Genomic DNA, 22086 nt, shown 5'->3' on the forward strand with positions numbered 1-22086 from the left:
ATGAGCTATGTCGTCCTGGCGCGCAAATACCGTTCGCGCAACTTCGAGGAAATGGTCGGCCAGGACCACGTGGTGCGCGCGTTGACGCATGCGCTCGAGCAAGGGCGGTTGCACCACGCCTACCTGTTCACCGGCACCCGCGGGATCGGCAAGACCACCGTGTCGCGCATTCTGGCCAAGTGCCTGAACTGCGTCGGGCCAGACGGCAACGGCGGCATCACCGCCAAGCCCTGCGGCGTGTGCACCACCTGCCGCGAGATCGACGCCGACCGCTACATCGACTACACCGAGCTCGATGCCGCCAGCAACCGCGGCATCGACGAAGCGCGCGACCTGATCGAGCGCGCCTCGTACAAGCCCAGCGTCGGCCGCTTCAAGGTCTTCATGATCGACGAAGCGCACCAGCTGACGAAAGACGCCTTCAACGCCTTGCTGAAGACGCTCGAAGAGCCGCCCGAGTACCTGAAATTCGTGCTCGCGACGACCGACCCCGAGAAGATGCTGCCGACGGTGCTGAGCCGCTGCCTGCAGTTCAACCTGCGGCCGATGGCGCCGCAGACGGTGGCCGAGCACCTGGAAAACGTGCTGGCAAAAGAGAACGTGCCGGTCGAGCCGGGCGCATTGCGCTTGTTGTCGCGGGCGGCCCGTGGGTCGATGCGCGATGCGCTGTCGCTCACCGACCAGGCCATCGCCTATGGCGGCGGCAAGCTCGAAGAGCCGGCCGTGCGGGCGATGCTCGGCTCGGTCGACCGGCGCCATGCGCAGCGCTTGATCGAGGCGCTGGCCTCGCGCGACGGCCCGGCATTGCTGGCCGAAGCCGAAGGGCTGCGCAGCCAGGGGCTGTCGGCCGCCGGCACATTGGAAGAAATCGCGCGGCTGCTGCAGCAGATGGCGGTCGAGCAGGTGGTGCCCGGTGCGCTGGACGCGACCGACCCCGACACCGAGGCGGGGCGTCAACTGGCGCCGTTGCTGGCGCCGGATGAAACCCAGCTGCTGTACAGCATGGCCTTGCAGGGCCGCGCCGAGTTAAGCCTCGCGCCAGACGAATACGCCGGGCTCGTGATGGTGCTGCTGCGCTTCATGGCGTTCCCGGCAAACGGGGGCGGGGCCGAGCGTGTCGCCGACCGGTCGGCGGCCGCCAACGCGCCGGCGCCGGCCACGGCCGCCTTGCAGGCCCGCGTGGCCGAGCGTGCGCGCGCGCCGGTGCCCGTGCCGCCACCGATGGCCAGGCCGCCTGCTCCGGCGGTTGCGCGCCCGGTTGCGGCCGCGCCCACGCCGGTGGCGCGGCCGGCGGTGGCCGCCGCGCAACCACCGGCCAAAGCCTCGGACGAACCGCCGCCATGGATGGACGAAGCGCCGTTCGACGACGGCGCGCCGGCGCCAATTCGCGTGGCCGAGCCGCCCGCGGCTGTGGCAGCCAGGCCGCCGATCGTGCCGAGGCCCACGGTCGCGGCGCCGCTGGCTGCATCGGCGCCCGCACCAACATCTGCATCCGCCCCCGCGTTGGCGTCTGCGCCGGCCGTGCCGCAGGTGCAGCGCACCGCACTCGGCGACCGCTGGGCCGAGGTCGTGGCATCGCTCGCCTCGGCCAACGTCATCACGGCGCTGGTGCGCGAATTGGCGATGCAGGCCGAGCTCACGTCCATCGGCCCGGCCGAAGGTGGTGGCGAGCGCTGGGCCCTGAAGGTCGAGCGCGAAACGCTGCGCGCGCCGACGCTGGCCGAGAAATTGCAAGCCGCTCTGGTGGCGCATGCCGGGCTGAACGTCAAGATCGACGTCAGCGCCGGTGTGCCCGAAGATTCACCGGCCCGCCGCGACGCTGAAGCGGCGGCTTTGCGCCAGCGCGAAGCCGAGGCCATCATCCACAACGACCCCCTGGTGCAGGCCATGCTCGCGCAGTTCTCGACCGCGCGCATCGTGCCCGGCTCGATCCGGCCGGCCTGACACCGACTCTCTCTGATCAACACTCCAAGGACACACATACCATGATGAAGGGTCAACTCGCCGGCCTGATGAAGCAGGCCCAGGCCATGCAAGACAACCTGAAGAAGGCGCAGGAAGAGCTGGCGCTGATCGAGGTCGAGGGCCAGTCGGGCGCTGGCCTGGTGAAGGTCGTGATGACCTGCAAGAACGACGTCAAGCGCGTCACCATCGACCCCAGCCTGCTGGCCGACGACAAGGACATGCTCGAAGACCTGGTGGCAGCGGCCTTCAACGACGCCGTTCGCCGCGCCGAAGCGACCAGCCAGGAAAAGATGGGCAAGCTGACGGCCGGCATGCCGCTGCCCCCGGGCATGAAGATGCCGTTCTGACGCGTGGTGGCTGCCAGTCACCTCGACGCACTGATCGACGCGCTGCGCAAGCTGCCTGGCGTGGGCGTGAAATCGGCCCAGCGCATGGCGTTTCACTTGCTGCAGCATGACCGGGCCGGCGCGCAGCAGATCGCCCGTGCGCTCGACGAAGCGGTGCGTCTGGTGCACCACTGCAGCCGCTGCCACACCTTTACCGACCAGGCCCTGTGCGCGATCTGCAGCGACGACCAGCGCGACCCGCGCCAGCTGTGCGTGGTTGAAACGCCGGCCGACCAGGCGGCGCTCGAGCGCACCGGCAGTTACCGCGGCTACTACTACGTGCTGATGGGCCGCATCAGCCCGCTCGATGGCGTGGGCGCCAGCGCGCTTGGCGCGGCTGGGCTGATGGCGCGGGCGCAAGAAGGCGGGGTCGAAGAGGTCATCCTCGCCACCAGCTTCACGGCCGAGGGCGAGGCGACCGCGCACATGTTGTCCGAGGGGCTGAAGGCACGTGGCCTGAAGGTCACGCGGCTGGCCCGTGGTGTGCCGGCCGGCAGCGAACTCGAATACGTCGACCTGTCGACGATCGCGCACGCGCTGGTCGATCGCCGCTGAGGCGGCACGTGCTGGCTGCGGTGAATGATCGGCAGGGCGCCAGCCGGGCACCCCGCAGGCGGTCTTGCTTTTACTTGCGCGCCATGCGCACTTGGCTGGCCTTCGGGGCCGCCGCCGAGCGCGTCACCGGCCGCGCAGCCGCCTTGCCGCTGGACGACTTGGCCGGCGCCGCCGCCACGCGCGTGGCGGCCCGGCCGGACACATAGACCACGATGCTGCTGCCGGCCTTGAAGTGGCCGGTGGCGCTGGTCTTGTTCCACTGTGCGACTTGCGACGCCGACACGCGGTAGCGCTGCGCCACCGAGGCGACCGTTTCACCCTTCTTGCCGGCGCGCAGCGTCAGGCGCCGCAGCGGCGGGGCGTCCGGCGCGAAGCTGAGCATCGCGTTGTCGGCCACTTGCTCGGAGACGTCGGTGTCGCGGTGCGCGCTGCGCGGCACCAACAGCGTCGAACCCGCCTTCACCAGCATGCGTGGCGGGATGTGGTTGACCTCGCGCAGCGCGGCCTCGCTGATGCCGACCTGCTTGGCCGCATCGGCCGGGCGCAGCGTCTTCGGCGCGACCCAGGCGGTCCACGTGGCCAGCGGGCCCTGGTGGTGCGCGATGGCCGTGACGAAATGGTTGGCGTTGTCGTAGGGCAGCAGGATCTGTTCGGTGCCGGCGGCCAGGATCACCGGCTTGTTCATCTGCGGGTTGAGGTAGCGGAACTCTTCCATCGACACGTCGGCCAGCTTGGCCGCCAGGCTCACGTCGATGTCGCGCTCGATCGGCACGCTCAGGAAGTACGGGTGGTTCTTGAGCTCGGGCAGTTCGAGCCCGAATGCGTCCGGGTGCAGAACGATGTTCTTCACCGCCTGCAGCTTGGGGATGTAGAGCCGGGTTTCGTCCGGCATGCGCAGGCTCAGGTAGTCGGTCGGCAGGCCGGCCTTCTGGTTGCGGGCGATCGCGCGCTGCACGTTGCCTTGGCCCCAGTTGTAGGCGGCCAGCGCCAGGTGCCAGTCGCCGAACATCTCGTACAGCCGGCCGAGGTAGTCGAGTGCGGCGCGGGTCGAGGCCAGCACGTCGCGCCGATCGTCGCGGAAGATGTTCTGCTTGAGGTCGAAATCCTTGCCGGTGGACGGGATGAACTGCCACATGCCCGAGGCGCTGGCCACCGACATGGCCTGCGGGTTGAACGCGCTCTCGATGAACGGCAGCAGCGCCAGCTCGGTGGGCATGCCGCGCTTGTCCAGCTCTTCGACCACGTGGAAGAGGTACCGGCTGCCGCGCTCGGTCATGCGCTGCACGTAGTCGGGCCGGTCGGCGTACCAGCGCTCACGGCCGCGCACCAGGTCGTTGTCGATGTCGGGCATCGCGAAGCCCGCGCGCACGCGTGCCCACAGGTCGACGCGGGCGGTGTCGTCGAAGAGGTCGACCGGGCGATCCGGTTGCATCGGGTCGATCGGCGTGGCGACAAAGCTCTCGGCCTCGGGGCCTGGGCCGGCTGGCGCGGGGGCTGCGGCCGGTTCGCCGGTGGCCGCGGCCGCATCGCTCGTCGCCACCGTGGTGGCGGGGCCGGCGGCTGGGGGCAGCGCATTGACGACCGCTGCGGGTTCGGTGGGGGTGGCGCAGCCCGTGAACCAGGGGCTGAGGGCCAGGGCCAACCAGAGGGTGGCCAACGCCGGTCGGCGGGCAGCGGGGGAGTGCTTCATTGGTTGTTGTTCTTCCATTCGCGCATCGCGACAAAGGCCTGGGCCGGGCGGTCGCAACGCCTGAGACGGTGGATCGGTTGCCCGGGGCCCGCGGCCGCAGACAACGTGGTGCACCCCTTGGCGCGCAGCGCCTGGCCGGGGGCGAGGTGTGGAGTCACGGTGAGGTGGGCAGGTTCCGCAGTCTGCGCGAACCGGCTGCGTCGTGTGGCGCCGTGCGCCCGGGCCTGCCGGCCTGATCGCAGGGAGGCTGCGTCACTAGAATGCCCTGCATTGCGAGCCGGCCCGGCGCGTCGAGCGCCGACGCTGCGTCATCCGGATCGGCCACGAAGGCTTGAGGGCCAGCGTGCAGCATCCAGCGGTAGTTGTCAGCGAAGGCGGGCAGGGCGACCAGATTCATGACGCAAAACGAGTCAATTATAGAGTTGGGGCTCTGGTTGACGACCCCCCCGGGCCGCTACCTGCTGGCCTGGGAGCAAGAGCGCCTAGACCATGCGGTGACCGACATCTTCGGCTTCCACGCGCTGCAGCTGGGCCTGCCCGAAGTCGACACGCTGCGCAGCAACCGGATGCCGCACCGCTGGATCGCCAGCGACAGCCTGACCGTGCCCGCGGCGATCGAGATGCCGCCGCCGATCGACGAGCAGGGCGCGCCCTTGTCGATCAGCCCGTCGCCGGTGGCGCTGCATTGCGAGTCCGAGGCCTTGCCGTTTGCCGACAATGCGCTGGATCTGGTGGTGATGCCGCACACGCTGGAGCTGGCGGCAGACCCGCACCGCGCATTGGCCGAAGTGACGCGGGTGCTGCGGCCCGAAGGCAAGGTGGTGATCGTCGGGCTGAACCCGGCCAGCCTGTGGGGCGCGCGGCAGCGCCTGGGCCACGCGCGGCTGAAGTTGGCGGGTGGCCAGCGCAGCCTGTTTCTGCCCCGTGCCGGCGAGTTCATCGGCTACTGGCGCCTGCGCGACTGGCTGCGCCTGCTGAATTTCGAGATCGAGGGCGGTCGTTTCGGCTGCTGGCGCCCGCCGATGGCGTCGCAGCGCTGGCTCGACCGTTTCGGCTGGATGGACCGCATCGGCGCGCATTGGTGGCCGGTGTTCGGTGCCGTCTATTGCGTGGTCGCCGTCAAGCGCGTGCGCGGCATGCGCCTGATCGGCCTGGCGCGCAGCGAACGCATCAGCCCCAAGGCAGCGCCGGCACCGGTGGCGCTGAACCACAACATTCATCGTGAAGAAGAAGGAACGAAGTGACTGACGATTCGACCGTGGTGACGATCTATACCGACGGGGCGTGCAAAGGCAACCCGGGGCCGGGAGGCTGGGGCGCCTGGCTGACCTCGGGTGGGCATGAGAAGGAAATGTTCGGCGGCGAAAAGCTCACCACGAACAACCGGATGGAAATGACCGCGGTGATCGAGTCGCTCGCCAGCTTGAAGCGGCAATGCCGCGTGGCGATCTACACCGACAGCGAGTACGTCAAGAACGGCATCACGACCTGGATCCACAACTGGAAGAAGCGCGGCTGGCGTACGGCCGACAACAAGCCGGTCAAGAACGCCGAGCTGTGGCAAAGGCTCGATGCGCTGGTGCAGCAGCACCAGGTCAGCTGGCACTGGGTCAAGGGCCACGCGGGCGACCCGGGCAACGAGCGCGCGGATGCGCTGGCGAACAAGGGGGTGTTGGTCGCCACGAAGTAGCCCTGCACAGGGCTCGTATGGCAGGGCAGCTGCGGTCACTCGCAGCCGGGGCTGCCCATCACCCGCCGATGTAGTGCATCTCGACGCGGCGCTCGGTGCTGCTGGGTGCCGAGGCAGAGCCGCGGATCTCTGAATAGCGGTCGGCGCGCTCGGCCCAGACGTGGGCGATGGCCGAGGCGATCTCGGTGTCGCTGGCGCCGCCGCGCAGCAGCGCGCGCAGGTCGTGGCCGTGGGTGCCGAACAGGCAAAGAAACAGCTGGCCCTCGGTCGACAGCCGCGCGCGGTTGCAGTCGCGACAGAAGGCCTTGGTGACGCTGGAGATCAGGCCGATTTCGCCGCGCCCGTCGGCATAGGCCCAGCGCTCTGCGGTTTCGCCGGCCACGCCGCTGGTCACCGGCTGCAGCGGCCACTCTTGTTGCAGGCGCTGCAGCAGCTCGGACGAAGGCAGCACGTCGTCGAGCCGCCAGCCGTTGGTGGCGCCCACGTCCATGAACTCGATGAAGCGCAGCGAGACGGCGCTGCCGTAGTGGTCGCGGAAGTGGCGAGCCATCGGCAGCACCTGGGTGTCGTTGACGCCGCGCTTGACGACCATGTTGACCTTGATCGATCCGAGGCCGACCTCGAGCGCCTTGTCGATGCCGGCCAGCACCTCGCCGACCGGGAACCCCACGTCGTTCATGCGCTGGAAGATCGCGTCGTCCAGCGCGTCCAGGCTGACGGTCAGTCGGTTCAGCCCGGCCGCCTTGAGCGTCGCGGCTTTGCGGCTGAGCAGCGAGCCGTTCGTGGTCAGCGTGAGGTCCAGCGCCTGGCCGTCGGGCGTGCGCAGCGCGGCCAGCATCTCGACCAGGTTTTCGAGGTGCTTGCGCAGCAGCGGCTCACCGCCGGTCAGGCGGATCTTGCGGGCCCCCACCTGAGCGAACAGGCCCGCCAGGCGGGTGATCTCTTCGAAGCTCAGCAGCTCGGCGTGCGGCAGAAAGTTGTAGCGTGTGTCGAACACCTCTTTCGGCATGCAGTAGCTGCAGCGGAAGTTGCACCGGTCGGTGACCGAGATGCGCAGGTCGCGCAAAGGGCGGCCGAAGGTGTCGGCCAGCGGCCCTTCGGGCATGACAGATGCGGTGCGCAGCGGCGGGGCCGTGCGGCGCCAGTCTGTCAGCGGAATGACTCGTTCACCCATGCGGCGATTGTGCCCTCGGGTGGAAGACCTGCATTGCGCAGTGTCAGGGGAACGGAAGGCTCAGGGCGCGGTGCGGGGCAATTCGCCGCCGCTGACCTGCGGAGCGCGGCGGGCACCGTTGAAGCGCTTGGCCCAGTAGTCGACGCGCATGTCCTCGACCCGCACTTCGCCGCCGGCGCGGGGCGAGTGGATGAACTTGCCGTCGCCCACGTAGATGCCCACATGCGAGAAGGTGCGGCGCAGGGTGTTGAAGAACACCAGGTCGCCGGGTTTCAGCTCGTCTTTGCCGATGCTGAAGAAGCCGGGCGCCTTGGCCTGCTCGTCAGCGCGGCGCGGCAGGACCAGGCCGATGCTGTTCTCGAACACGTAGCGGGTGAAACCCGAGCAATCGAAGCCGCTTTCGGCCGAGGTGCCGCCGCGGCGGTAACGCACGCCGATGAAGTTCATCGCGCCCATCACCAGGTCGGTGGTCTTTTCGCGCACCTGGCCCAGCAGGCTGGGGTCGGCCGGCGGGGGCGAGGCCACCACGGCGCCGTTCGCCTGGATCAGGCCACGGTCTTGCAACAGCTGCATCACCGGGTCGTGCGCGGCACCGGACGGGGCCGCCTGGCTGCACGCAGCGGCCAGCGCCAAAGCGCTAGCCAGCATCCAGCTTCGGGGGGCCATGCCGGCCGGCAGCCGGCTCAGCGGGGAGAAAGGGAACCTCAGCACGGGGCGCAGGATACGGGCCACGAACTAGGGGTGTCAAGCGGGTAAGCCGCGGAAAAACCAGTGTTTTCAAATACTTGCAGATGGGAATCGACGCTTTTTCGAGGGAGAACCCGGGGTCGGTAGGCGGCTGGGCATGACCGGGCTTGAGCATTGCGTCCCGCCCCACGGGCCACAATGCCCCCTTTTGCCCGCGGTTGGGGCCGCCAACGTGCCCTTGCCAACACCCGGGCAGCAGAGCCGGCGGGCCACGAACTCGCCAGCCATCAGCTGGTCACTTGGAGACAGGATTTCTGATGAAGAAGACATGCATGGCGCTGGCCGTTTGCAGCGCATTTGGTATGTGGTTGCCTGGGGCCCACGCGGCTGACGCCGCCGAAGCGGCCCAGATGGTCGGCCCGGCCTTTCCCGACTTTCAGTCCGCAGCGCAAATCCGCCAGGCCTGCGACACCGGGCTGCGCGCAGCCAAGGCTGGCGTGGCGGCGCTCGAGAAGGTGCCGGCCTCGCCCGGCTGGATCGGCAACTACGACGCCTTTTACAGCGCGACCGAAGACGCCTATGGCCCGATCGGCTTCATCAGCAACGTGCACCCCGACCAGAAGGTGCGCGACGCAGCCGAAGCCTGCGACCTGCGCTGGCAGGACTTCTTCACCAGCACCAGCCAGAACGCCAAGCTGTACCGCGCCGCCAAGGCCTCGGTGCCGGCCGACGAGATCGACCGCGAGACACTGCGCCTGGCGCTGGAAACCTTCGAAGATTCGGGTGTCGGCCTGCCGCCGGCCCAGCGCGCCAAGGCCAAGCAGTTGTCCAACCGCATCAGCCTGCTGGGCCAGCAGTTCGAAAAGAACGTGCGCGACAGCAAGACCAAGGTCGAATTCACCGACGAAGAGCTGGCCGGCGTGCCCGAGGGCGTGCTGAAGGCCGCCAAGCGCGACGCCAAGGGCCACGCGCTGCTGGGCCTGGACTACCCCACCTACTACCCGGTGATGGAGCGGGCCGAGAAGGCCGCCACGCGCGAGAAGATGTGGCGCGCCAAGATGAATGAGGGTGGCGCTGCCAACCTGAAGCTGCTGGCCGAGATCGGCAAGCTGCGCCGCGACTACGCCAAGCTGTTCGGCTTCGACAGCTATGCCGATTTCACGCTGCGCCGCCGCATGGCCAAGAACACGGCCAACACCACCCGCTTCCTCGACGAGGTCAAGCAGGCCGTGACCGACAGCGAGCGCCGCGACATCGCCGACCTGCGCGAGGCCAAGGCCAAGCACCTGGGCCAGCCGGTCGACAAGGTCAAGGTCGACCGCTGGGACGTGCCGTTCTACACCGAGCGCCTGCGCAAGGAGCGCTTCACGGTCGACGAGGAGTCGTTCCGCCCGTACTTCCCGCCCCAAGAGAGCCTGCAGTTCGTGATGCGCATCGCCGAGACGATGTTCGGCATCAAGTACACCCCGGTACCGGCCAAGCTGTGGCACCCCGAAGCGCAGGCCTATGCCGTGAGCGACGCGGCGACCGGCAAGCCGATCTCCAGCCTGATCGTCGACCTGTATCCGCGCGAGGGCAAGTACAACCACGCGGCGGTGTGGTCGTACCGCGGCGGCTCGACCAAGACCGGCCGCGTGCCGCAGGCGGCGCTGGTGGTCAACTTCGACCGCAAGGGCCTGACGGTCGAAGAGCTGGACACGCTGCTGCACGAGTTCGGCCATTCGCTGCACAGCAACCTGTCGACCACGCGCTACGCGCTGAACTCGGGCACCAGCACGCAGCACGACTTCGTCGAAGCGCCGTCGCAGATGCTGGAAGACTGGGTCTTCGACCGCAAGGTGCTGAAGCTGTTCCAGGACGTCTGCCCCACCTGCAAGCCGGTGCCCGACGAGCTGATCGAGAAGGCCCGCTCGGCGCGTGAATTCACCAAAGGCAGCATGACGGCCCGCCAGCACCTCTACGCCAGTTTCGACCTGGCGCTGCACACGGCAGCCGCCCCCGAGCCGATGGCGCTGTGGGCCAAGATGGAAGGCGACACGCCACTGGGTTATGTGCCGGGCACGATGTTCCCGGCCGGCTTTGCCCACGTGGCGGGCGGCTACGGCGCCGGCTACTACGGCTACCTGTGGAGCCTGGTGGTGGCCATGGACCTGCGCACCGCTTTTGCCGCCGACCGGCTGGACCCGGCGGTGGGCAAGCGCTACCGGGACACCGTGTTGAGCCAGGGGGGCCAGCGCCCGCCGGAACTGCTGGTCAAGGACTTCCTGGGCCGCGACATGAGCCCGAAGGCCTTCTTCGACTACCTCGCGAAGTAGAGCCCCCACGCCCCCTCCGGGGCGGGCTACCTTGCAGGCCGCGCCGAGCCAGAGGCTCGGCCCCTCGGTAGGCACGAACAGTCCTCAGGACTGTTCGTGTCCGACCTCGGCCCCCCGAGGGGGCTCGCGCAGCGGACCGGCAAAGCCGGATCCGCGCACGCCACTTGGGGGGCGGCGGCGCTGCGCGCGCCTGGGGGGGCGGGGAGTTCTGGCTAGAGCACGTCCGAGGCGTAGTCGGCCAGGCGCGAGCGTTCACCGCGGGCCAGTGTGATGTGGCCCGAGTGCGGCCAGCCTTTGAAGCGGTCGACCGCGAAGGTCAGGCCCGATGAGCCTTCGGTGAGGTAGGGCGTGTCGATCTGCGCCAGGTTGCCCAGGCAGACGATCTTGGTTCCCGGGCCGGCGCGGGTGATCAAGGTCTTCATCTGCTTGGGCGTCAGGTTCTGCGCCTCGTCGATGATGACGAACTTGTTCAAGAAGGTGCGGCCGCGCATGAAGTTCAAGCTCTTGATCTTGATCTTCGAGCGCACCAGGTCGTTGGTGGCGGCGCGGCCCCATTCGCCGGCCGAGTTGTCGCTCTTGGCCAGCACCTCAAGGTTGTCGTCCAGCGCGCCCATCCACGGGCCCATCTTCTCTTCTTCGTTGCCGGGCAGGAAGCCGATGTCTTCGCCCACCGGCACGGTCACGCGGGTGACGATGATCTCGGTGTAGCGGCGGTCTTCCATCACCTGGCTGAGGCCGGCGGCCAGCGTCATCAGCGTCTTGCCGGTGCCGGCGGTGCCGGTCAGCGTGATGAAGTCGCAGTCCGGGTCCATCAGCAGGTTGAGCGCGAAGTTCTGTTCGCGGTTGCGCGCGGTGACGCCCCAGACGGCGTTCTTGCCGTGGGTGTAGTCGCGCAGCGTCTTCAGCACCGCGGACTTGCCGGTGATTTCGGTCACGCGGGCGAACAGGGGGGCTTCGCCGGGTGATTCGAGGTAGACGAACTGGTTGACCATCAGCGCCGGCACCATCGGGCCGCTGATACGGTAGAAGGTGTGGCCGCCCTGGCTCCAGCTTTCCATGGTCTTGCCATGGCGCTCCCAGAAGTCGGCCGGCAGCGGCAGCACGCCGGTGTAGAGCAGGTCGCCGTCTTCGAGCGTCTTGTCGTTGAAATAGTCTTCGGCGGCCAGGCCCAGCGCACGGGCCTTGACGCGCATGTTGATGTCTTTCGACACCAGCACCACTTCGCGGCTCGGGAACTGCTCGCGCAGCGACTGCACCACGCCCAAGATCTGGTTGTCCGCCTTGCCCTGCGGCAGGCCGGCCGGCAGCTTGACGTCCAGCAGCGTGGTCTGGAAGAACAGCTTGCCGCCGGCTTCGCGGTGGCCGGTCTTGGCCAACACGATGCCCTCGGCCGGGTCGAACTTGCCGGACTGGCCGTCGGTGGCCAGCGCGTCGAGCTCGCGGCTGACCTGGCGCACGTTGCGCGAGACCTCGCTCATGCCCTTCTTGTGGCCGTCGAGCTCTTCGAGCGTGATCATCGGCAGGTAGATGTCGTGCTCTTCGAAGCGGAAGAGCGACATCGGGTCGTGCATCAGCACGTTGGTGTCCAGCACGAACAGCTTGGCCGGGCCGGTGCTGCGCGGTTTTCGTGGTTTGGGTTCGGCCGCGGGGGCCTTGCGTGCAGCGGCCGGGGTGGGCGCGGCGGTTTTGGTCTTGGCCGGGGCGGGGGCGGCCGCCACGCCGTTGGCGCCGTCGTTGCGCAGCGCGAGGCGGGTGCTCTCGTCATCGGCGCTGGCGGCGCCGGCCTGGGCTCGGTGGCGCGCCAGTTTCGGCGCGGCTTGGGTTTCGTAGGCGGTGGCGGGGAGGATGGCGGCGCGGGTGGCGGGTGGCTTCGGCAAGGGCATGGAGGGCAGGGCTCAGTGGCCTCGATTGCTGCGGTGCGCGGGGGATCGCGCAGGGGACTGCGCGGCGGCCGGAGACAAAAAAGCCGCACAGACGTCTGGGCGGCTTTTTGGGTGAATGCTCGGCATCACGGTCTCGGGCATGAACCCATTATGCACATCCGGGGTGTGCTGTCAGCCCGGGTGCGCGAAGTGGCGTGACCAGACGTGAGAAAGGCCGGCAGAGCCGGCCTTCGTGGCGTTTGGCGCCGAAATGGCGCCCGAGCGAGCTCAGGCGGCCTTTTTCAGGTCCTTCACGGCCTTCAGGACTTCGTCGACATGGCCGGCAACCTTGATGCCGCGCCATTCGGCCCGCAGCACGCCGCTGGCGTCGATCAGGAAGGTCGAGCGCTCGATGCCCTTGACCTTCTTGCCGTACATGATCTTGTTCTTCACCACGCCGAACATGTGGCACAGCTTTTCTTCGGTGTCGGCGATCAGCTCGAACGGCAGCTCGAGGTTCTGCTTGAACTTGTCGTGCGACGCCATGTTGTCGCGCGAGACGCCAAACACCACGGCACCGGCCTTGACGAATTCCTTGTGCTGATCGCGGAACTGCATGGCCTCGGTGGTGCAGCCGGGGGTGTTGTCCTTCGGGTAGAAGTACAGCACGATGGCTTGACCCTTGAAGGCCTGGTGGGTGAACTTCACGCCTCCAGTGGCTTGCGCTTCAAGTTCCGGCAGGGGTTTATTGAGGGCTGGCGTCATGAGGGTGGTGTCTTATGCGGGCGCCCCTGGGAGGCATAGCCCGTGATTATAAATTGATCTGTGAGGTATTCCTCGGCGCGGGGCTTACCCCCTGGCCTAAGAAATGCCCGGCGCCGCCTTGTCCATCACGAAGGCGCCCAGTACTTTGCGGCCCTCGTGCACCAGCACGTTGAAGGTGCGGCAGGCGGCGGCGGTGTCCATCGTCTCGACGCCGATCCGGCGCTCGATCAGCCCCCGGTACAGCGCGGGCGACACGAAGCGGTGCTTCTCGCCGCTGCCGAAGACCACCAGCTCGGGCTCGAAGCCGACGATGGCCTCGAAATGGGCTTGCTCAAGGGCCGCAATGCCGTCCACCGGCCAGGCCTGCACCTCGCCCCGCCAGGGCACCAGCAGGCTGGATTCGAACGCGGTGGCGTGCACCCAGATGCGGCCGGCTTCGAGCTTCGAGATGGCGTTCACGCCATCGAGTTGATCCGGTTGAAATTTCATCGTGCTCCCTGGCCCCGACTGCAGGGCGCAACAGGGCCCTATTCAGTGAAAAGCCTATGGTTAAATTGTACGTTTTGCGGCGCAGCATGGCCCCGTCAGAGGGTGCATGCGCCGCGCATGCCGCCGAGGAGTTTCCGGTTTGAAGCCCATTGCCAAGTCCAGCAAGCTCGCCAACGTCGGCTACGACATCCGTGGCCCCGTGCTGGACAAAGCACGCCAGATGGAGGAAGAGGGCCACAAGATCATCAAGCTGAACATCGGCAACGTGGCCGCGTTCGGCCTGGAGCCGCCGGACGAGATCGTGCAGGACATGATCCGCAACCTCCCACATGCGGCCGGCTACACCGATTCCAAGGGCCTGTTCGCACCCCGAAAAGCCGTGGTGCACTATTGCCAGGAAAAGCAGATTGCCGGCGTGACGGTGGACGACGTCTACCTCGGCAATGGCGCCTCCGAGCTGATCGCGATGAGCATGAACGCGCTGCTCGACGCCGGCGACGAGGTGCTGATCCCGTCGCCCGACTACCCGCTGTACACGGCGGTGGTGGCGTTGTCGGGCGGCACGCCGGTGCACTACCACTGCGACGAAGGCTCGGGCTGGTTGCCGGACCTGGCCGACATGCGCGCCAAGGTGACGCCCAACACCAAGGCGATCGTGATCATCAACCCGAACAACCCGACCGGCGCGCTGTACCCGGACGAGATTCTTCGCGGCATCGTCGAGATCGCCCGCCAGCACCAGCTGATCGTCTTCGCCGACGAGATCTACGACAAGACGCTGTACGACGGCCTGACCCACACCAGCATCGCCTCGCTGGCCGACGACGTGCTGTTCCTGACCTTCAACGGCCTGTCGAAGAACTACCGCTCGTGCGGCTATCGCGCCGGCTGGATGGTCGTCTCGGGCGACAAGCGCCACGCCACCGACTACATCGAGGGCCTGAACATGCTGGCCTCGATGCGCCTGTGCGCCAACACGCCGGGGCAGCTCGCGATCCAGACGGCGCTCGGCGGCTACCAGAGCATCAAGGACCTCGTCGCCCCCGGCGGCCGGCTGGCGCGCCAGCGCGACCTGGCCTATTCGCTGCTTTCCCAGATTCCCGGCGTCAGCGTCGTCAAACCGAGCGCTGCGCTGTACATGTTCCCCCGCCTGGACCCGAAGATTTACCCGATCGAGGACGACCAGCAGTTTGCCTACGAGCTGCTGGCCGAGGAAAAGGTGCTGATCGTGCAGGGAACCGGCTTCAACTGGTCGGCGCCCGATCACTTCCGTCTCGTGTTCCTGCCGAACACCGACGACCTCACCGAGGCCGTGGGCCGCATTGCCCGCTTTCTCGACCACTATCGCAAGCGTCACTCGACCTAAGGCATTTCATGACAACACGCAGTGTTGCGGCGCAATCTCCTGTCGCGCAGCGACGTGAGTTCGAAGCCAAACCCATTCAAGTCGGCCTCATGGGCCTGGGCACCGTCGGCAGCGGCGTGTTCCATGTGCTCCAGCGCAACCAGGAAGAAATTCGCCGCCGGGCCGGCCGCGGCATCGAGCTGGCCGTCGTCTCGCGCCGCGATCTCGAGCGCGCCCGCGCCATCGTCGGCACCCAGACAGACATCGTGGCCGATGCGCGCGAGATCATCGCCAACCCCGACATCGACATCGTCGTCGAGCTGATCGGCGGCTGCGACATCGCCAAGACGCTGGTGATGGAAGCCATTGCCGCCGGCAAGCATGTGGTGACCGCCAACAAGGCGCTGATCGCCATGCACGGCACCGAGGTCTTCGCCGCCGCCCACGCGAAAGGCGTGATGGTGGGTTTCGAGGCCGCGGTGGCTGGGGGCATCCCGATCATCAAGGCGCTGCGCGAGGGCCTGACCGCCAACCGCATCGAGTGGATCGCCGGCATCATCAACGGCACGACGAACTTCATCCTCAGCGAGATGCGCGACAAGGGGCTGGACTTCGCCACCGTGCTGAAGGAAGCGCAGCGCCTGGGCTACGCCGAGGCCGACCCCACTTTCGACATCGAAGGCGTGGATGCGGCGCACAAGGCGACGATCATGAGCGCGATCGCGTTCGGCGTGCCGGTGCAGTTCAGCAAGGCGCATATCGAAGGCATCACCCAGCTGTCGGCGACCGACATCAAGTACGCCGAGCAACTGGGCTACCGGATCAAGCTGCTGGGCATCACCAAGCGCCGTGAGCAGGGCATCGAGTTGCGCGTGCACCCCACGCTGGTGCCGGCCAAGCGCCTGATCGCCAACGTCGAGGGCGCGATGAACGCGGTGGTGGTGCAGGGCGATGCCGTCGGCACCACGCTCTACTACGGCAAGGGCGCCGGCTCTGAGCCGACCGCGTCGGCCGTGGTGGCCGACCTGGTCGACATCACCCGCCTGCACACCGCCGACCCCGACCACCGCGTGCCGCACCTGGCCTTCCAGCCCGATGCGATGGCCGACACGCCGATCCTGCCGATCTCGCAGGTGGTGACGGCCTTCTACCTGCGCCTGCGGGTGGCCGACGAAGCCGGCGTGCTGTCGAAGATCACCACGATCCTCGCCGAGCACGACATCTCGATCGACGCGGTGCTGCAGCGTGAATCGGCCGAGGGCGAGAAATCGACCGACCTGATCATCCTCACCCATGACACGGTCGAGGGCCGCATGCGCGATGCCCTGGCCAAGATGCAGGCACTGAAGACCGTGCTGGCGCCGATTGTCTCGATCCGCAAGGAAGAGTTGGCCTGATCACCGTGATGCAATACCTCAGCACCCGTGGTGACCCCACGCCCAGGCGTTTCTGCGAAATCCTGCTCGAAGGCCTCGCGCCGGATGGCGGCCTGTACCTGCCGGCCGCGTACCCCCAGGTCGACGACACCACGCTCGCCAAATGGCGCGGCTTGTCGTATGCCGACCTGGCCTTCGAGATCCTGTCGCTCTACATCGACGACATCCCGGCCGCCGACCTGAAGGCCCTGGTTGCCAAGACCTACACCAAGGCGGTGTTCGGCACCGACGCGATCGTGCCGGTGCGCCGGCTCGGCGATTCAGGCCTGTTCATCGAAGCCTTGTCCAACGGGCCCACGCTGGCCTTCAAGGACATGGCGATGCAACTGCTCGGCAACCTGTTCGAGTACGAACTCGGCCGCCGCGGCGAGCAGCTGAACATCCTCGGCGCCACCTCGGGCGACACCGGCAGCGCCGCCGAATACGCGATGCGCGGCAAGCAGGGCGTGCGCGTGTTCATGCTCAGCCCGCACGGCCGCATGAGCCCGTTCCAGCAGGCGCAGATGTTCAGCCTGCAAGACGAGAACATCCACAACATTGCCGTCGAAGGCGTGTTTGACGATGCGCAGGACATCGTCAAGGCGGTGTCGAACGACCTGGCCTTCAAGCACGCGCAGAAGATCGGCACCGTCAATTCGATCAACTGGGCGCGGTTGCTGGCGCAGGTCGTCTACTACTTCGCGGGGTACTTCCAGGCCACGAAGAGCAACAGCGAACAGGTCAGCTTCACCGTGCCATCGGGCAACTTCGGCAACGTCTGTGCTGGCCACGTGGCGCGCATGATGGGCCTGCCGATCAAGCACCTGGTGGTCGCGACCAACGAGAACGACGTGCTCGACGAGTTCTTCCGCACCGGCACCTACCGCGTGCGCAAGGGCGCCGAAACGCACGAAACGTCGAGCCCGTCGATGGACATCTCGAAGGCCTCGAACTTCGAACGTTTCGTGTTCGACCTGCTGGGCCGCGACGGCGCCCGCACGCGCGAGCTGTTCAGCACGCAGATCGAGCGCCAGGGGGCGTTCACCTTGACGCCCGACGAGTTCGCGCGCATTGCCGGCTTCGGCTTCCAGTCGGGCCGCAGCACGCACGCCGACCGCTTGGCCACGATCCGCCGCAGCTGGGAACAGCACGGCACGATGATCGACACCCACACCGCCGACGGTGTGAAGGTGGCCGCCGAGCGGGTCGAGCCCGGCGTGCCGATGATCGTGCTCGAAACGGCGCTGCCGGCGAAGTTTGCCGAGACCATTCGCGAGGCGCTGGGCCGCGAGCCCGAGCGGCCGGCCGGGTTGGACGGCATCGAATCGCTGCCCAAGCGCTTCACGGTCATGCCGCCGGACACCGCCCGCGTCAAGGCCTACATCGCGCAACACACCGGCCTGGCGGCGTGACACGCCGCTGGGCTTGCATGTACGCTGCCGTCTCACATGGCTGAACCCAACACCCTCCCGCCCAAACCGCCGCTGATGCCGCTCGACGAGGCGCTGGCTCGCCTGGTCGACGTGGCCGGCGCGCGCCGTATCGCCGAGTCGCAAAGCCTGCCCACCGCTTCGGCGCTGGGCCGCGTGCTGGCGGCGCCCGTGGTGTCGTCGCTCGACGTGCCGCCGGCCGACAACAGCTCGATGGACGGCTACGCGCTGCGCTTTGCCGACCTCGCGCCCGGTGCGCCGCTGCCGGTCAGCCAGCGCATCGCGGCCGGCGCGGTGGGCACCGCGCTCGAGCCTGGCACCGTGGCGCGCATCTTCACCGGCGCGCCGATCCCGCCGGGGGCCGACACGGTCGTGATGCAAGAGCAGTGCGAGCCGCTGGCCACCGACGCGCCGGAAGAGCGGGCCCGCGTGCGCGTCACCGGCACGGTCGAGCCGGGCCAGTGGATCCGCCGCCGCGGCGAAGACGTGCAGCGTGGCAGCACGGTGCTGGCCGCCGGCACGCGCCTGACCCCGCAGGCCCTGGGGCTGGCGGCATCGGTCGGGGCGGCCTCGCTGCAGGTCGTGCGCCGGCCGCGTGTGGCCTTGTTTTCGACCGGCGACGAGCTGGTGATGCCGGGCGACCCGCTGCCGCCGGGCGCGATCTACAACTCCAACCGCTTCACCCTGCGTGCGCTGATCGAGGCCGCCGGCTGCGAGGTCGACGACCTGGGCATCGTGCCGGACCAGCTCGACGCGACGCGCCAGGCGCTGCGCCGCGCCGCGCTGGGCAACGACCTGATCATCACCTCGGGCGGTGTATCCGTCGGCGAGGAAGACCACCTCAAGCCCGCCGTGCAGGCCGAGGGCCGGCTGGACCTGTGGCAGATGGCCATCAAGCCTGGCAAGCCGCTGGCGTTCGGCGCGGTGCGCCGCGAGGGCGGTGAAGCCTTGTTCATGGGCCTGCCCGGCAACCCGGTGTCCAGCTTCGTCACCTTCGTGCTGGTGGTCGCGCCGGTGCTGCGCGCACTGCAGGGCCTGCCGGCAGCCCTGCCGCGCGGCCTGCCGCTGCCCGCCGGCTTCGACTGGCCCAAGCCCGACAAGCGGCGCGAGTTTCTTCGTGTGCGGCTGAACGAGCAGGGCGAACTGACCCTCTTCGCCAACCAGAGCTCCGGCGTGTTGACCTCGGCCGTCTGGGCCGACGGGCTGGTCGACAACCCACCCGGCCAGGCCATTGTGCGGGGCGACACCGTGCGCTTCCTGCCGCTGGCGTGGCTGGTGGGGGCTTGAAGCGCGCCATGAAGATTCGTTTGCGCTTTTTCGCTTCGCTGCGCGAGGCCCTGGGCTCGCAGGAACAGCTCGAGTTGCCCGAGGGCAGCCGCGTCGGCGATGCGCGCGACCTGTTGATCGCCCGCGGCGCGCCGTTCGACGCCAGCCTGGCCCGCCACAAGGCGCTGCGGGCGGCGCTGAACCAGACGTTGTGCGACGAGACGGCCGCATTGGCCGATGGTGACGAGCTGGCGTTCTTTCCGCCCGTCACCGGGGGCTGAGCTTCGCATGATGAACACCCCCCGCGTCACGATCCAGACCGCCGACTTCGACGCCGGCGCCGAAATGGCCCGCCTTCGCACCGGCGACCTGGGCGTGGGCGCCGTCGCCAGCTTCGTCGGCACGGTGCGTGATCGCAACGAGGGCGAAGGCCAGGGCGCCGGCAGCATCAGCGCGATGGAACTGGAGCACTACCCCGGCATGACCGAGCAGGCCATCGAGGCGATGATCGACGCGGCGATGGCTCGCTTTCAGATCCGCGCGGCGCGGGTCATCCACCGCGTGGGCCTGCTGCAGCCGGGTGACCAGATCGTGTTCGTGGCTGTCACCTCGCCCCACCGCGGCGAGGCGTTCCAGGCCTGCGAGTTCCTGATGGACTACCTGAAGACCCAGGCGCCGTTCTGGAAGAAAGAGACCACGCCCGACGGCGCCCACTGGGTCGATGCCCGCGTCAGCGACGATGCCGCGCTGGCCCGCTGGGGCAGCTTCGCCAGCAACGCGGGCCGCTGAGCGCCCATGCAGTCCGGCTGGATGCATGCATTGGCGGTCGCCCTCGGCGGCGCCGTCGGCGCGCTGCTGCGCTGGCGCGTCAGCCTGTGGCTGAACCCGATGCCCTTGCCGTTCGCGCTGGGCACGCTGGTGGTCAACTGCACGGGCGGCTTGCTGATCGGCTTCAGCCTCGTTGCCTTCGAGCGCCACCCGAACGAGACGCTGCGCCTGCTGCTGGTCACCGGCGGCCTGGGCGGGCTGACCACGTTTTCGGCCTATTCGGCCGAGTCGCTGGCGCTGCTGGTGCGCGGCGAGCCCGGCGTTGCGCTGGCCCACACCCTGGCCCATGTGCTGGGGGCGCTGGCGTTTGCCGGCCTGGGTTGGTGGGCGGGGCGCTCGCTCTGGCCGTGAACGAGCACCGCTGCGTGGCCCCGTCGAGTTAGGGCCCCCGCGATTCGCGGCCCGGTTTGGGCCTACCATCGCGGGCAAATGCTGCCTTTCGACGTCAAGGCCCTGCGCAACGCATTGGGCCGATTCACCACCGGCGTGACCATCGCCACCTGCCGCGATGGGCGAGGCCAGGCCATCGGCCTGACCGCCAATTCCTTCAATTCACTGTCGCTGGACCCGCCGCTGCTGCTGTGGTCGCTGCGCCTGGCCAGCCCGGCGTTGCCGGCGTTCCAGCAGGCCAGCCACTTCGCGATCAACGTGCTGTCCGAGGCGCAGGTCAACCTGTCGCGCCGGTTCGCCAGCGCCGTGCCAGACCGCTTCGCCGAAGGCCAATGGTCCGACGGCGCCGGCGGCGCGCCGGTGCTCACCGGCTGCACCGCGGTCTTCGAGTGTGCGCTGCACAGCCAGCAGACGGTGGGCGACCACGTGCTGTTCATCGGCCAGGTCGAAAACATGCATGAAGCCGCCTTGCCGCCGCTGGTCTTCCAGGCCGGGCACTACCGGCTGCTCGGCGAAATCCTTTGAGCAGGCCATGACCACCAGGGGACTTCGATGACCGCCTCCATGCAGACGCACCCCACGCCCCACATCGCCGGTGACCCGGCGCTGTTGAGCCCGCGCCAGCGCGAGCTGGTCGCGCTGGCTGCCGAGCTGGGCCGCACCCGCTTTGCGCCGCGCGCCGCGGCGCACGATCGCGATGCCAGCTTCCCGACCGAAAACTACCGCGACCTGCGCGACAGCGGGCTGTTGGCGCTGTGCGTGCCGGCCGAACGCGGCGGCCTGGGCGCCGACTTCACCACTTTCATGCTGGTGGCCGCCGAGATCGGCCGCCACTGCGGCGCGACCGCGCTGTCGTTCAACATGCACACCTGCGCGTCGCTGTGGGCCGGCCCGGTCGCCGATGCGCTGGACCTGACCCCCGCCGAGCGGGCCGACCAGGAGGCGCACCGCGCCGTGCACTACGAGCGCATCGTCCGCCGCGGCCACGTCTACTCGCAGCCGTTCTCCGAAGGTGGTGCGGCCTCGGCGGGCAAGGCGCCGTGGGGCACGCTGGCCAAGAAGGTCGAAGGCGGCTACCTCGTCACCGGCCGCAAGCTGTTCGCCACGCTGGCCGGCGTGGCCGACTACTACGGCGTGCTCTGCACGCTGGACACGCCGGGCGCTTCGCAGCGAGATGCGCTGTACCTCGCCGTGCCGGCCGATTCGGCCGGCGTGACGGTGAGCGGCGATTGGGACCCGCTGGGCATGCGCGCCACCGTGTCGCGCAACCTGGAAATGAAGGAAGTCTTCGTGCGCGACAACGCGCGCCTGCTGCCCGAGGGCCGCTACTTCGAGGCCAGCCAGCGTTGCCCGCACATGTTCGCCACGATGGCGGCGCCGTACATGGGCATCGCCCAGGCGGCCTACGACTTCACCGTGCAGTACCTGCGCGCCGAGCTGCCCGGCATGCCGCCGGTGCCGCGCCGCATGTACCCGACCAAGCAGCAGGCGGTGGCGCAGATGCGCATCCTGCTCGAGCAGGCGAGGGCGCTGTTCCTGCAGACCGCCCGCGACGCACGCCCCGACCCCGATGCCGACACCCGCATGCGCCTGCTGGCCGGCCACTACACGATCATGGAAAGCGCCAACGCCGTCTGCACGCTGGCCATCCGCACCTGCGGCGGCGCGTCGATGCTGAAGTCGCTGCCGCTGGAGCGGCTGTACCGCGATTCGCGCTGCGGCTCGCTGATGCTGCCGTGGACGGCCGAGCTGTGCCTGGATCAGCTCGGCCGCGACTGCCTGTACGACCCCGGCGAAGGCGACGAGGCGATCGAGCCGGTGTAGGGCCTGGCGG

The 22086-nt window shown here is 68.4% G+C and carries 22 protein-coding genes; 15 read left to right on the plus strand and 7 right to left on the minus strand.

Annotated elements, in window-relative coordinates:
* From dnaX to recR, 3 genes are read left to right on the plus strand one after another with little or no spacing between them, the layout of a single operon-like run.
* Nucleotides 1-1944: a DNA polymerase III subunit gamma/tau gene (gene dnaX, locus ACE3SG_RS12495; RefSeq protein ID WP_374565370.1), complete on the plus strand. Its 1944-nt coding sequence runs from the start codon at nucleotides 1-3 to the stop codon at nucleotides 1942-1944.
* A gap of 41 nt (nucleotides 1945-1985) precedes the next feature.
* Nucleotides 1986-2312, plus strand: a complete 327-nt coding sequence (locus ACE3SG_RS12500; protein WP_329716564.1) for a YbaB/EbfC family nucleoid-associated protein — start codon at nucleotides 1986-1988, stop codon at nucleotides 2310-2312.
* Nucleotides 2313-2315: 3 nt separating this feature from the next.
* Nucleotides 2316-2906 carry a recombination mediator RecR gene (recR, locus tag ACE3SG_RS12505; RefSeq protein WP_374565371.1) on the plus strand — a complete coding sequence of 197 codons (591 nt, stop codon included), beginning with the start codon at nucleotides 2316-2318 and terminating at the stop codon, nucleotides 2904-2906.
* Nucleotides 2907-2976: 70 nt separating this feature from the next.
* On the opposite strand, the gene ACE3SG_RS12510 is transcribed toward recR, so the two are convergent.
* Both ACE3SG_RS12510 and ACE3SG_RS12515 read right to left on the minus strand, forming a co-directional pair.
* Entirely contained in the window at nucleotides 2977-4596 is a 1620-nt protein-coding gene (locus tag ACE3SG_RS12510; RefSeq protein WP_374565372.1) for a transglycosylase SLT domain-containing protein, read from the minus strand.
* Nucleotides 4597-4750: 154 nt separating this feature from the next.
* Complete coding sequence (locus ACE3SG_RS12515; RefSeq protein ID WP_374565373.1) at nucleotides 4751-4993, minus strand: hypothetical protein; 243 nt, start codon at nucleotides 4991-4993, stop codon at nucleotides 4751-4753.
* On the opposite strand from ACE3SG_RS12515, the gene ACE3SG_RS12520 reads away from it, so the two are divergent.
* Together ACE3SG_RS12520 and rnhA are read left to right on the plus strand one after the other, a co-directional pair.
* Nucleotides 4992-5840 (plus strand): class I SAM-dependent methyltransferase, encoded by an 849-nt coding sequence (locus tag ACE3SG_RS12520; RefSeq protein ID WP_374565374.1) that lies wholly within the window; start codon nucleotides 4992-4994, stop codon nucleotides 5838-5840. The two genes, ACE3SG_RS12515 and ACE3SG_RS12520, sit on opposite strands and share 2 nt — an antisense overlap.
* The gene (rnhA, locus tag ACE3SG_RS12525) at nucleotides 5837-6286 is read left to right on the plus strand and encodes a ribonuclease HI (protein ID WP_374565375.1); all 450 of its coding nucleotides are present in this window, start codon (nucleotides 5837-5839) and stop codon (nucleotides 6284-6286) included. Before ACE3SG_RS12520 ends, rnhA begins: the two co-directional genes overlap by 4 nt.
* 58 nt (nucleotides 6287-6344) lie before the next feature.
* On the opposite strand, the gene moaA is transcribed toward rnhA, so the two are convergent.
* Complete coding sequence (moaA, locus tag ACE3SG_RS12530; RefSeq protein ID WP_374565376.1) at nucleotides 6345-7460, minus strand: GTP 3',8-cyclase MoaA; 1116 nt, start codon at nucleotides 7458-7460, stop codon at nucleotides 6345-6347.
* Between the two features lie 60 nt (nucleotides 7461-7520).
* Nucleotides 7521-8108: a C40 family peptidase gene (locus ACE3SG_RS12535; protein WP_374565378.1), complete on the minus strand. Its 588-nt coding sequence runs from the start codon at nucleotides 8106-8108 to the stop codon at nucleotides 7521-7523.
* Nucleotides 8109-8464: 356 nt separating this feature from the next.
* On the opposite strand from ACE3SG_RS12535, the gene ACE3SG_RS12540 reads away from it, so the two are divergent.
* Nucleotides 8465-10462: a M3 family metallopeptidase gene (locus ACE3SG_RS12540; RefSeq protein WP_374565380.1), complete on the plus strand. Its 1998-nt coding sequence runs from the start codon at nucleotides 8465-8467 to the stop codon at nucleotides 10460-10462.
* A gap of 212 nt (nucleotides 10463-10674) precedes the next feature.
* Here ACE3SG_RS12540 and ACE3SG_RS12545 read toward each other — a convergent pair whose 3' ends face one another.
* From ACE3SG_RS12545 to ACE3SG_RS12555, 3 genes are all read right to left on the minus strand, one after another.
* The gene (locus ACE3SG_RS12545) at nucleotides 10675-12345 is read right to left on the minus strand and encodes a PhoH family protein (protein ID WP_374565381.1); all 1671 of its coding nucleotides are present in this window, start codon (nucleotides 12343-12345) and stop codon (nucleotides 10675-10677) included.
* Between the two features lie 267 nt (nucleotides 12346-12612).
* Nucleotides 12613-13089 (minus strand): peroxiredoxin, encoded by a 477-nt coding sequence (locus tag ACE3SG_RS12550; protein ID WP_374565382.1) that lies wholly within the window; start codon nucleotides 13087-13089, stop codon nucleotides 12613-12615.
* A 96-nt stretch (nucleotides 13090-13185) separates the two neighbouring features.
* Nucleotides 13186-13578: an Mth938-like domain-containing protein gene (locus ACE3SG_RS12555; RefSeq protein ID WP_374565383.1), complete on the minus strand. Its 393-nt coding sequence runs from the start codon at nucleotides 13576-13578 to the stop codon at nucleotides 13186-13188.
* A 139-nt stretch (nucleotides 13579-13717) separates the two neighbouring features.
* Here ACE3SG_RS12555 and ACE3SG_RS12560 point away from each other — a divergent pair, with 139 nt between their 5' ends.
* From ACE3SG_RS12560 to ACE3SG_RS12600, 9 genes are all read left to right on the plus strand, one after another.
* On the plus strand, nucleotides 13718-14944 hold the full coding sequence (locus ACE3SG_RS12560) for a pyridoxal phosphate-dependent aminotransferase (RefSeq protein ID WP_374565384.1): 1227 nt from the start codon (nucleotides 13718-13720) through the stop codon (nucleotides 14942-14944).
* Nucleotides 14945-14952: 8 nt separating this feature from the next.
* Entirely contained in the window at nucleotides 14953-16320 is a 1368-nt protein-coding gene (locus ACE3SG_RS12565; RefSeq protein ID WP_374565385.1) for a homoserine dehydrogenase, read from the plus strand.
* A gap of 8 nt (nucleotides 16321-16328) precedes the next feature.
* A complete protein-coding gene (gene thrC / locus ACE3SG_RS12570) occupies nucleotides 16329-17750 on the plus strand; it encodes a threonine synthase (RefSeq protein ID WP_374565387.1) in 1422 nt (473 codons plus the stop codon).
* A gap of 36 nt (nucleotides 17751-17786) precedes the next feature.
* Nucleotides 17787-19055: a gephyrin-like molybdotransferase Glp gene (gene glp / locus ACE3SG_RS12575; protein WP_374565388.1), complete on the plus strand. Its 1269-nt coding sequence runs from the start codon at nucleotides 17787-17789 to the stop codon at nucleotides 19053-19055.
* Nucleotides 19056-19063: 8 nt separating this feature from the next.
* The gene (locus ACE3SG_RS12580; protein WP_374565389.1) at nucleotides 19064-19315 is read left to right on the plus strand and encodes a MoaD/ThiS family protein; all 252 of its coding nucleotides are present in this window, start codon (nucleotides 19064-19066) and stop codon (nucleotides 19313-19315) included.
* A gap of 10 nt (nucleotides 19316-19325) precedes the next feature.
* Nucleotides 19326-19823, plus strand: coding sequence for a molybdenum cofactor biosynthesis protein MoaE (locus tag ACE3SG_RS12585; RefSeq protein WP_374565583.1), 498 nt, complete (start codon nucleotides 19326-19328; stop codon nucleotides 19821-19823).
* A 6-nt stretch (nucleotides 19824-19829) separates the two neighbouring features.
* A complete protein-coding gene (locus tag ACE3SG_RS12590) occupies nucleotides 19830-20213 on the plus strand; it encodes a CrcB family protein (RefSeq protein WP_374565391.1) in 384 nt (127 codons plus the stop codon).
* Nucleotides 20214-20291: 78 nt separating this feature from the next.
* Nucleotides 20292-20777 (plus strand): flavin reductase family protein, encoded by a 486-nt coding sequence (locus ACE3SG_RS12595; protein ID WP_374565393.1) that lies wholly within the window; start codon nucleotides 20292-20294, stop codon nucleotides 20775-20777.
* A 27-nt stretch (nucleotides 20778-20804) separates the two neighbouring features.
* On the plus strand, nucleotides 20805-22076 hold the full coding sequence (locus ACE3SG_RS12600; protein WP_374565395.1) for an acyl-CoA dehydrogenase family protein: 1272 nt from the start codon (nucleotides 20805-20807) through the stop codon (nucleotides 22074-22076).
* Nucleotides 22077-22086: the final 10 nt, after the last annotated feature.

It is taken from the genome of Ideonella sp., assembly GCF_041914305.1.
In the GTDB taxonomy this organism is placed as follows: Bacteria; Pseudomonadota; Gammaproteobacteria; order Burkholderiales; family Burkholderiaceae_C; genus Ideonella.